Genomic DNA, 9,850 nt, shown 5'->3' with positions numbered 1-9,850 from the left:
TGAGTGCTTGTTCGAGGTTGTAGACTGCGGCGGTCAACACGAGCTCGCGGAACTCGCGGTACCATACGCGAGGGTGGACAGCGGGGCCGAACCGACGCTTGATGGCCGAAAAGGCGGTCTCGGCCATCCAGCGCTGGCCGTATAACTCGCTGTCCAACCGTGCGTTGTGTGCGTGATCGTAATGTGCGAACAACCGGTGGCGCAGCAACGGCCGGACGCCCTCTGACCGGAGGGTGTCCCGGAGAGATTGGTCGTCATAGCCTTTGTCGCCGGCGAGACTCTCGATTTTCTCGGTGTTACGAAGGGCAACTCGACGGCCAGTCTGGGTGTCGTGAGGCCAGTGTGCTGAGCAGTGAAGATCGAGAATGGCACACGAATCTGTATCGACGAGTGCCGTCGTTTTGAGCGTGCGTATGTGGCGATCCGAGCGGTGTTGGTAGTGTCTCGATGCCGCTTCGCGGTCGAAGAACGTGGCATCGATGGCACCATGCGAGCCCGGATCGCAGATCGTCGCGGACTCTCGAAGGAAGCCGCGCCACACCGACATGGGCACCCTCTCAAACGACCGGTACAGCGTTGAGGGTGCGGGAAATGCCGTCCGCGACAGCTGTAACAAAACACGAACGCGATCCATTTCACTCGCCCAATCGACGATTTCGCGGTACGTCGCATCCATGTGAACCCGCAAAAAGTGGAGCGTGACATGCTTCCAGCCGGGAAAACCGTGGCCAGTCGGAGCACTCACCGCCGTTGGACTGGCGGCACAGCACTTTTGAGCCAGCGACGCGGCTTGCTTAACGAAGCGGAAGAGGAGTTTAGGCACATTCGACTCTTCCGCTTCGCTACTCCCTTCAGAGCGACGCTATCCTGTCGCCTTCTGCGGATTCAACAGAGCACTCGAATACAAAGGCGAGATACGTGGCGTCGAGGTGCTGAAGGAGAACGAGTGGGACACCTCGAAAACGTGTTCACGATGTGGTGACGACACGAAGTCGAACCGTGTCGAACGCGGCCTGTACGTTTGCTCGTCGTGCGAGTTAGTAGCCAACGCGGATTGCAACGGGGCGGAGAATATGCGGCAGAAGATAACTCCGAGTCCTCATGGCGAGGATAGGAGTAACGGCTGTGTGGCACAGCCATCGACACACCTGTTCGACCGCGAGAGCGGGACGTTCACCACGAGAGAACAGGTCGTGTCGTAGACCGGCAAATATCCCACCTTCGGTACGGGAAGCCCGGTCGTTTACGACGGGGAGGATGTCACTCGTCCCACCACCGACCGCGCTCCGGGAAGTGGATGCTGCTCCACCCCGTCACGGCCACCGAGATCCGGCCCTCGTACCAGTTCGTGGCTGCTTCGTGGATGCGCACCGTCTCGCCTTCCTTGATCCACGGGGCGTCCGATGCTTTCCAGACCGTCAGCTTCGTTTGCCCGCTCTCGTCCTCGATGAGCCCGACTTGCTGGATAGCCGGAGAGGAGTTCTCCCAAAGCGTCTCCACACGACCTTCGATCGTGACCGTGCCGCGATCGACGTCCTCGAGAGCGTCGATGGGCACGGTGCCCCCCGGGGCCGTCTGCAACGCCTCGAACACCTGCACGACCGCACTCGTCATGTCCGTGCCGTCGACGACCGCTTCGGCCAGGCGTCGACTGATCGCTGCACGCGACCAGCCATCCACCCGCGTCGCAAGTCGGTTTGCCTCCGTGTTTACCGTCGCCAGTTCATCTTGGGAGAGCGCCGCTCGAGGATCATCCCGTTCGGGGTCGGCCATCGGGTCCACGCTCGCGGCCCGCTTCTGGAACTCCCGCCGGCGTTCCTTGCTCCCTTGCGCGGCGACTTCACGCGTGCGCTGCGCCCGACCGTCCTGTGTGCCCAGCTCGGCCTGAGCACTGATGCGCTCCAGTTCGGCTTCCCGCGCCCGAATGCGCTCCTCCTGTTCGAGGGTGACACCGTGAATCCGGTCCTCGCTCGTGTCCGCGATCCCGTCCGGGTGGTTTGCATCCACCTTCGCCTGCGTCTCCTGCTCGACCGCGGCCTCGAACTCCGGCGTCTCGTCGACGACCGGGACGCCATCTGCATCGACCGCCTGCTCGCCCGCTTTCTCGAATGCCTGTTCATCCACCGAAACGACCTTTCCGCTAGCGTTGTTACTGGACATGGAGTCAGTTACTCCTGAAGGCGCTGACGCGCCGCCACCCGCGACCTGGACTGCGGGTTTCTCACGGACCGACACTCACCAGCGACGCCGCCGTCGACCCGATGTCGACGGCTGCCGGCACCGAGGCGCCCGCGCCGCGCCTTCACGCCGGACTCCGTCCGGCGCGGCGCGGCGCCGACGGCTTCCGTGACAAACGAGTGCGGGGGAGTATCTTGAGGTGAGCGTGCGATCACCGCCGTATACCCAGCCGGTCACCGCGGGTCGGCGCCGCGCCGACCCCCGTCCGTCGGGAGACGAAACGGCAGCGGCCGCGGTGCCGAGGCGGCACGGCCGGGGGGTATACGGTGGTGAACGGCCCCGCATACGGCCACATCGAGGGACGCAGAGGGGTGGGCCCCGCCGGACCCGTGCGGGGCCGGCCCCGCGCGAGCCTGTCCCGTCCGTCGCAGACGCAACGGAAACGCCTCGCGCGGCACGCCGGCCGCGGACGGCACGCCCGCGGCAGCCAACCCCGTCGCGACCGAGTTCGAGCGGATGCCCGGCCGGCAGCACAGCCGTTCCCGAGGAACGCCCGGACCCGGGGCATACCGGGGTGAGCACGGCGAACCCCGGTAGCCGCGGCAGCCCGGCGGCCACTCGGGACGAGGGCGACAGCCCGAGCGGCGAGCAGCCCGTCCCGGACCGCGCAGGCGGCCACGTCTGAACCGCCGTTCGTCGGCGCGACCGTCGTGAAGGAGCGCCGACGCAACGGCCGGTGAAGATGCAGTCGGCCCGGCGCCGGGCAAACCCGGGTGCGGGCCGAGTGCTCGCAGGCCCGCTGTCGGGTGCGACCGGTATCGGGCGACTGCACCCGGCCCGACCCGGCCCCGTGACCGTGCCCCGTCCGTCGCAGACGCAACGGCAGCGCGAAAGCCCGGGCCCGGCAGGACCGGTCCCTGTCAGCCGGAGCGCGCGCAACCCGAGGAGGCTCCCCCGAACGTACGCGACATACACACCGAGAAAAACGATCCGGCTGCATCAGGATGGACTGAGGGACGCAGCGTCGCAATCGCACGATTCGGATCCCACACGCCGATCGCGAGCGAGGCGGCAGGCGGCAGCGGCGCATCGTGAGTGGAGCGAACGAGGGTAGCGAGATGGCGTCTCACGCGGTCGCAGGGCGGCGAGTCGTCGACTGCTGTCTCCTGCCTCCACCCGCGTTTCAGCACGCCTCGTCACCACCCATGAATCTCCTACTCCTGTGCCGCGCTGGCGTCGACAACATGCCCCGTGAAAAGCACCGTTCCGGTTGGCCGGTCTCGGATCATGAAGAGGAACGGACGATTTGCGTCGAGTAACGTCGGTGGACGCGACACGAGATTGATTACCGATCCCGTCGCCGCTACGGCTTCGGTTCCCTGCTCGTCGACGCTGACGGAAGTTTCGTGGTACACTTGGTCGACGAACAAGTTGCCACCGGTCGCCGACAGATCGGCCATTCGCGAGAAGTCCGCCGTATCCGGGTCGAACGCGTCGGGCATGCCCAGCGCCGCAAGGGATTGCTCAAGCGTGCATTCCGAGTCGAACTCGAACCGGGGGAGGTTGACGTAGCCACGCTGCGGTTCGAGCGCGTTGACGATCCGGCCGAGTCGCTCGACGTCGAATGTTCGTTCGTAGGCTTCGAACTCGCCAGCGGGCGGCACGACGATGAGCATGCCCGTCCTCCCGCCGACGTAGGGTAGTTCGACGGCCTGGGCGCCGTCGACGGTCGCCGCCGGGACTTGGACGTCCTGGGACATCATCTGGACCGTGCTCGTCGAGCCATCGAGCGCGGTGAACTCAGCCGGCTCAGTTTGCTCCTCGTCGAACGGGTGGCGCCAGTTCGCCATGAAGGAGATGGCGTTCGTCAGGACGAGCACGGTTTGGGGCGTAATCGATCCCGGTGGAAGCAACTCCTCGATCCGGTCGTCGGTCTGGTCGGCGATCCAGGCGTTGATCGCCTCGCGGACACCGTCCGGATTCTCGACGAAGTCGACCTGGTTGAGGCCGCCGCCGTAGTGGTTCCCGAGCGAGGTCAGGTATTCGTCCCGGAACGGAACCCCCTCTTGGCCCCAGATGGCGTTGACGAGTGAGAGTTGGAAGGGAACGGGATCGTCGGCTTCGTCGTAGTCTGACGGGAGATCGTCCTCGTCGAGGTTCTTACCGCGACCAGATAGCGTTCGCTGGAGTTCGTTGAACGCCGCATGGAGCTGTTCGTCGTCGAGCGTGTAGCCGAGGGCCTCCCGCATCTGCTCGCGAGTAGTCCCACTGGCACCAGCGTACGTCATCGCTAGCGCAATTGTCGCACTGATCGGCGAGACCAGCAGGTTCTCGGCGTCATCAGCTGTGCGGAGCTCGTCGAACAGGTCCAACGCGAACGTGTTCGTTCCAGTGACCAACTCATCAAGCGTATCGTCGTCGACGTTCGGTTGGAGAGCAGGCGTCGACGGCGCATCCGCGCTGATACCGACTTGCGACGTCGCTGGTGCTGTACACCCCGCGAGGGCACCGGCGACGAGGGCGCTTGAGACGGAGAGATATCGACGACGATCCATACGTATCGGTTCAGAAGGTGATGGCGAGTATCTTCTGGAAGCACAAACCACTGTTTGAGCGACTTTTCAACAGTCAGCGGCACGGGTTCGGCGTCGCGACTTGCCGACCGATTACGCGTCGAGCTGCTGGAGCAATTGCGTGACGGAGGGACTGTTCTCCCAGATCCGATGCGGGCTGATCGTCGCGATCAGGGTTCGCGCTGCGTGAGATAGGTGCCCGTTTCGAGCGTAATCTACGATGAGACGAGGCGTCGGGACGATTCGTGGCCCCTCCAGTACGGCGTGAATCAGGGGAAAGTTCGTCCCGCCGAACTCGTCTGTCAGAAAGCCGTCGACGGCGAGCGCGTTCGCAAGGACGATACCGTCGGTTTCGCCGTCGTCGAGGCCGAATGTCGGCCGCGAGTCTGGTGTCTCGTCGCGTTCGTAGGGATCCTCGATCGTGTAGTAACTGCGAGCACGTTGTTCGCCGCCGCTACGTGGATGTCCTGATACTGTGTGATTTCGCGGAGCTCCGCAACGACCTCTGGCGGGACGAACACCTCACACGAGGTGAGAAGATACTGGAACGGACCCGGACCGTCCGCGTCGACGGCCGCGTCTGCACGAGGGACGGCAAGACTGACCAGTGCACTGGTGTCGGCAACGACCGTTCGCAGTCGCCGACCGCTCATCGCTCGTCGTCGGCAGTGGTGTCGACCGTCGTCGCGTCGCCATCGTCGACGTCACCGGGGGTACGATATCGAGTGGCTCATCCTCGAGGTCCGCTTTGAGGAGGCGGAGTCGCTGGGCCGTCTCGGCGCCGACCAACTGCTTGACCGTCTCGAACTCAAGCTGATCGTCGTAGTACTTCGTCGCAACCAATTCTTGGAACGTCTCGCTGTTGGCGGTCTCTTCGATGTACTCGCGGATAGCCTCGACGAGGAGGTCGGTCCGGTCCGTGTCAAAGAGCTCCGCAATCGCGTCTAGGCGGTCGACGAGATACTCGGGTGACTGGAAATGGACTCGTCGCGGATCGTCGCTTGCGCTCATCCTGTGTGCAAGTTCTGCACATAGGCGGAGAACTGTTTCGCTGAATGTGCAGAGCCTGCACATCGACGATAAATAGGCGATGGTAGCTCTACTTGAATCCGATTTGTCAGATACAGTCTACCGTGAAACGGCCGGTAAGTGAGCTTTAGTAGTGAACAGAATATTTATTTACCATGTTGATAGTTTTTCCACCATGAATCGGCGAGCATTTCTTTTAACGTGCGGATCGCTTTCTCTTGTTGGATGTCAAGCGCCTAGGCGATCAACATCCCCGCTATATCTCAATCTTATTGAGGATATAAATGAGGAAAGACCAGGTTACGGATACGATAGTTTTCTGCCACAGGAACGCCGACACTATCCGATGGCCTATGGCCTAATCGCAAGTGCAGAGGCATTACGGTATGAGCAAACAGGGGCTGAAGCCGCGAAACGCTTTGCGACAACCGCGGCAAAATGGTTGCTTGAGAACCGTGATCTCGACCACGACAATAGAGTTGGCTGGGGGCTTCCATTTGCGTGGGATGCTTTTCAAGATGGGTCGACCAATTCACCTCATCACACGTATACTATCACCTCGGCATTAGCCGCTCGTGGGATACTTGACGTTGTTTCGAAAGGCTGCATAGATGACCCACAGACTCGCAAATCGTTGATCCGCCAAGTCGAAAATGTTGCCGATTATCTTATTGTTGAGGGCAAGTATAACGAATATCCGGAGGGAATCTGCTTTTGGTATTCGGCCACAAAGGAGGATAGTGCGCCCGTTCTGAATCCAACTGCAATGTTTGCTGGCGTTCTCCAACGACTTGGCACCCATACATCCGTCAACACCGACAAGCGAGAGAAGTACAGGGCATTCGCCGATCAGGTCGTCTCATACCTGCTTTCCGAAGCAATAGTGGAAGACGGTAGTATGCTTTGGAGGTATGTCGGCGGAGACTCTACGAGCGCGTACAACGATGGTGTCCGTGCCGCGTACATCGTCGATGGGTTGCTTAGATACGCTGAATTCGATGGCTTGCTTGCCGATGACATTGAGAGTGATGTTGAGCAAATGCGTATCGGATTAGAGAGGTTTCGCGATGGAGGAAAACTCCGTCAGTTTATTTCCTTGGCCCAGCCAGCTCGTGTATGGGGATTAGGGCACCTTCTCTATGTATTCAATCGATACTTCCCGGATCATGATTATTCTAATTTCTTACTTTCAAAGGCCCGAGACTATAGCGATGAATTTGGGTTTCAACCAAGGCAAGATCCGCCCTCGCGTGGGTTTGGCGCTATCCGACATACCGCACACCTATTGAATGGTGTGATTGCGGCGGATACTAATGATTTTAGCCCAGGAGTGTAAACTTACTTAGGGTATCCGGTGCACCCTAATAGAAATCCTACTGAAGGCGCTGAGAACAGCATCTTCTACGAGTGTGTATCAAGCATAGTACCGGAAGGTATTATATGATTAGAAATAAGAAAGGGATCAATGTGGAATGATCTGAGTCGGAGAAGGGTTTTAGCCACAGCCGGGGCTGCACTCATCGGCGGTTGCAGCGCGATCAAAGCACCGACAAGCGAAGAAACACCTTCCAATCCATCTGTATCTATTGATGGCGAACAGGCCAACCACGAGAAACAAGAAATCAACAACGTTGGTTTTGAGAATCGCCCACAATGGTGGGTGAATGCGTTCAAATGGCCATATGAATCTGAGACAGACGGTTGTGTCGCAGGTTCATTGGATAGTATCCCTAATCTGGAAATGGGGAGATTGGGGGATGATCGGGGGCACCACGCACTTCGCACAGCCACAAATCTCTTGCAGGTTCTCTCTTGTTACCGCCGGACTGACCATCCCGCCTTCCTCGAAAAGGCAAAAACAATCTCTGACCAATTCATCGCCATTTCAGTGGGAACAGACGATGGCATCTACTTCCCATACACGATGGAGTATAAGAACCTTGACCGAACGTTCAGAGCTCCTTGGTTCTCCGGTTTAGCCCAAGGTAAAGCGTTGTCGGCTTATGTCGATCTGTATCGCGCCACCCAGGATAACTATTACTTCACACTTGCTGATAATGTATTCTCGACTTTTACTAACCTCTATAAAGAGACTGAACAACCATGGATATGTACAGTGGAAGATGGGTTTTATTGGATAGAGGAGTATCCTTCAAAACCCTCCTCACATGTCCTTAACGGGTTCAATATGGGTCTGTGGGGTGTTTATGATTACTGGATGTTGACTGATAGCGAGCGGGCCAGAGAGGTCCTTGAATGCGGTTTATTGACCATGTCGGAGAAAATGAGCGAGTATCGGAACGTTGGCGGAAGAAGTTATTACAGTTTAGATCCAGCAGTTGAGACTAGTGAATTTTACCACCGGCTTCACGTACGGCAGTTTGAAGAGTTGGGGAAGATATGCGACGGTAATGGATTCTCGGAATTTGCCGATGAGTTGCGTCGTGATTTCTGGAAGGAGGAATGGAACGACGATTAGTAGCTAATCGTGACTGTGTTGTCCTCTATCTTAACCCATTGACTGTTGCCCTTGTCAGATCGATAGAGGCCGGGATCCGTCCCGGTGTGCATGGCGAGACAACGAACGCTCTCTTGCGGTGTCGGTGCCGCTGACGCGGACAGGTCTTCATTGCCGATGAAAAACGCGTCTTCCGTCGTTCCGCGGCTCGCCGCTTGGTCGTAGCGTGACCGCTGTTGTCCCGAACGTAGGGTGTCGCGCTGTTGTTCGTGATTGTGTCTTTGAGGTTGGCGAAGCTGTTGCGGGTACAACGGACTCCGACCGTCAGGTTCGTGAGCGTCGAACTCGCCACTCCATCGCCGATCCGTTCTCACACTGCACGGCGTCGATGTCTCCGGTTATGTTGACGCGAGAGTTTTCCGCGACGTTTACGACACTCCCCTCGTCGCCGTTCGCGGTCACATTCCCGCTGATGGACGCCGCCGACTGACCGATGACGATTATCGTATCGTCCGCCCCGGCCGCGGTGTTGTTGATGGTGGTCAAGCCGAAGACGTCGAGCCACCCGATGTTAGTGACATAGAGGCCCTTGGTCGCTCCAGCCACATCGTGCGTGCCGCCTGCTAGGTCCAGCCTGGCGAACGCCCCAACAGCAGCCAGCGAGTTCGACCCACCTATCAGGTCCAGGCCGCTCATCACGCACCAGGTGGCCTCTTTGACTTCGGCGTCGTCGGGTCGCTACCGTCGAGGGTCGTCGAATCACTGCCCTGAAGCCACACTTGGGAGGCAACCGAGCGGTCGAGCGTGACCGACTCGGAAAACGTGCCGTCCCCGATGTCGACTTTGAGCGCCTGCCCACCGTTCGGTACCAGCGGGGCGTCGTCGACGCCCGCTTGGATTGTTGCCTTGGCGTCACTGGCCGACAGGCCGTCGTTAGAGTCGTCACCGCCCGATCTAACATACATCGTCACTGGGTCGGTAAATGCAACCCCTGTACTTAGCTCTTCGAAGGAAACTGGAACCTCTTCACCGGTATCCGGATCGATTCCCTTGATGACGCCGTTCTCGTTGATAAGTTTGATATCAGTCATGCTGTTATCTCCGTGAGCTCTAGGACGGCGTTGTTCTCAAGGACGAGCACTCCGCCGTCCTCCCATTCAACCGCGTCGTACGACCCGTCTGAGCCTGCCCTATGCGTCTCACCGCTCTCGATAACGACGGCAGATGTCTCGGTTGGTGTCGTAGTTGGTGTCTCAATGACGGTGTTCTCCCCACCACCTCCACTCCCACCAGGATTGCCGCCATTGTTTTCCGAGGGGGACTTCGTCGCCGCCGGCGTCTCTTCCGTTGGGGTCGGCGATCGCGTCGTTGAAAATGTGGATGATGTCGCCGTTACTGATACCGTCGCAGTGGCTGTCGTCGTGACGGTATGTGTTGAGTCCCCAGTGATGACGAGCGTGCTGGTTGGGATCGAGTCGGACGTTGATGGGGTTCCCGGGGTGGATTCTTCGATGTTGCAACCCGCCAGCGCGGCGCTTGTTTCGGTAGCTGTGGCGGCGAGAAATCGCCGTCGGGACAGTTCCGGCGACGGGTGCATAGCCGACCACTACTA

At 59.5% G+C, this 9,850-nt stretch carries 8 protein-coding genes and 3 pseudogenes; 3 read left to right on the top strand and 8 right to left on the bottom strand.

From position 1 onward, the window contains the following. A partial coding sequence (locus BMZ83_RS12690) for an IS5 family transposase (protein ID WP_079990188.1) occupies positions 1-823 on the bottom strand: 823 nt, incomplete at its 3' end. A gap of 73 nt (positions 824-896) precedes the next feature. Here BMZ83_RS12690 and BMZ83_RS12685 point away from each other — a divergent pair. Next, positions 897-1,202: pseudogene (locus BMZ83_RS12685) on the top strand (zinc ribbon domain-containing protein); the annotation flags it as partial. Positions 1,203-1,260: 58 nt separating this feature from the next. On the opposite strand, the gene BMZ83_RS12680 reads toward BMZ83_RS12685, so the two are convergent. The 4 genes and pseudogenes from BMZ83_RS12680 to BMZ83_RS12660 all read right to left on the bottom strand — a co-directional run bounded on the left by BMZ83_RS12680 (position 1,261) and on the right by BMZ83_RS12660 (position 5,762). Then, on the bottom strand, positions 1,261-2,160 hold the full coding sequence (locus BMZ83_RS12680) for a DNA-binding protein (protein WP_074879227.1): 900 nt from the start codon (positions 2,158-2,160) through the stop codon (positions 1,261-1,263). Positions 2,161-3,392: 1,232 nt separating this feature from the next. After that, on the bottom strand, positions 3,393-4,733 hold the full coding sequence (locus tag BMZ83_RS12670; protein WP_074879225.1) for a serpin family protein: 1,341 nt from the start codon (positions 4,731-4,733) through the stop codon (positions 3,393-3,395). Positions 4,734-4,844: 111 nt separating this feature from the next. Beyond that, positions 4,845-5,404 (bottom strand): annotated as a pseudogene (locus BMZ83_RS17420) (hypothetical protein). Continuing rightward, positions 5,401-5,762, bottom strand: a pseudogene (locus tag BMZ83_RS12660) (hypothetical protein). The pseudogenes BMZ83_RS17420 and BMZ83_RS12660 overlap by 4 nt, the downstream one beginning before the upstream one ends. A 364-nt stretch (positions 5,763-6,126) precedes the next feature. Between BMZ83_RS12660 and BMZ83_RS16425 the strand changes: the two are divergent. Together BMZ83_RS16425 and BMZ83_RS12655 are read left to right on the top strand one after the other, a co-directional pair. Continuing rightward, positions 6,127-7,116 carry a hypothetical protein gene (locus BMZ83_RS16425; RefSeq protein ID WP_143076962.1) on the top strand — a complete coding sequence of 330 codons (990 nt, stop codon included), beginning with the start codon at positions 6,127-6,129 and terminating at the stop codon, positions 7,114-7,116. Between the two features lie 129 nt (positions 7,117-7,245). Further along, on the top strand, positions 7,246-8,259 hold the full coding sequence (locus tag BMZ83_RS12655; RefSeq protein WP_079990186.1) for a D-glucuronyl C5-epimerase family protein: 1,014 nt from the start codon (positions 7,246-7,248) through the stop codon (positions 8,257-8,259). A 303-nt stretch (positions 8,260-8,562) separates the two neighbouring features. Here the strand turns inward: BMZ83_RS12655 and BMZ83_RS12650 are convergent, their stop codons facing one another. Genes BMZ83_RS12650 through BMZ83_RS16420 form a run of 3 tightly spaced genes read right to left on the bottom strand, consistent with a single transcriptional unit; the run spans position 8,563 to position 9,835 of the window. Further along, positions 8,563-8,934 (bottom strand): hypothetical protein, encoded by a 372-nt coding sequence (locus BMZ83_RS12650; RefSeq protein ID WP_074879222.1) that lies wholly within the window; start codon positions 8,932-8,934, stop codon positions 8,563-8,565. Continuing rightward, complete coding sequence (locus BMZ83_RS12645; protein WP_074879220.1) at positions 8,934-9,329, bottom strand: hypothetical protein; 396 nt, start codon at positions 9,327-9,329, stop codon at positions 8,934-8,936. The genes BMZ83_RS12650 and BMZ83_RS12645 overlap by 1 nt, the downstream gene beginning before the upstream one ends. Next, the gene (locus BMZ83_RS16420) at positions 9,326-9,835 is read right to left on the bottom strand and encodes a hypothetical protein (protein WP_143076961.1); all 510 of its coding nucleotides are present in this window, start codon (positions 9,833-9,835) and stop codon (positions 9,326-9,328) included. The genes BMZ83_RS12645 and BMZ83_RS16420 overlap by 4 nt, the downstream gene beginning before the upstream one ends. Positions 9,836-9,850 lie beyond the last annotated feature (15 nt).

It is taken from the genome of Halolamina pelagica (assembly GCF_900115675.1).
GTDB classification, from domain to species: domain Archaea; phylum Halobacteriota; class Halobacteria; order Halobacteriales; family Haloferacaceae; genus Halolamina; species Halolamina pelagica.
The sequence above is the reverse complement of the archived record's forward strand: the minus strand, read 5'-3'. Positions and strand labels throughout refer to the sequence as shown.

Coding starts and splice junctions, on each gene's coding strand:
- BMZ83_RS16425 (WP_143076962.1), top strand. CDS start 6,127: ATGGCCTATGGCCTAATCGCAAGTGCAGAGGCATTACGGTATGAGCAA.
- BMZ83_RS16420 (WP_143076961.1), bottom strand. CDS start 9,835: ATGCACCCGTCGCCGGAACTGTCCCGACGGCGATTTCTCGCCGCCACA.
- BMZ83_RS12670 (WP_074879225.1), bottom strand. CDS start 4,733: ATGGATCGTCGTCGATATCTCTCCGTCTCAAGCGCCCTCGTCGCCGGT.
- BMZ83_RS12645 (WP_074879220.1), bottom strand. CDS start 9,329: ATGACTGATATCAAACTTATCAACGAGAACGGCGTCATCAAGGGAATC.
- BMZ83_RS12655 (WP_079990186.1), top strand. CDS start 7,246: ATGTGGAATGATCTGAGTCGGAGAAGGGTTTTAGCCACAGCCGGGGCT.
- BMZ83_RS12680 (WP_074879227.1), bottom strand. CDS start 2,160: ATGTCCAGTAACAACGCTAGCGGAAAGGTCGTTTCGGTGGATGAACAG.
- BMZ83_RS12650 (WP_074879222.1), bottom strand. CDS start 8,934: ATGAGCGGCCTGGACCTGATAGGTGGGTCGAACTCGCTGGCTGCTGTT.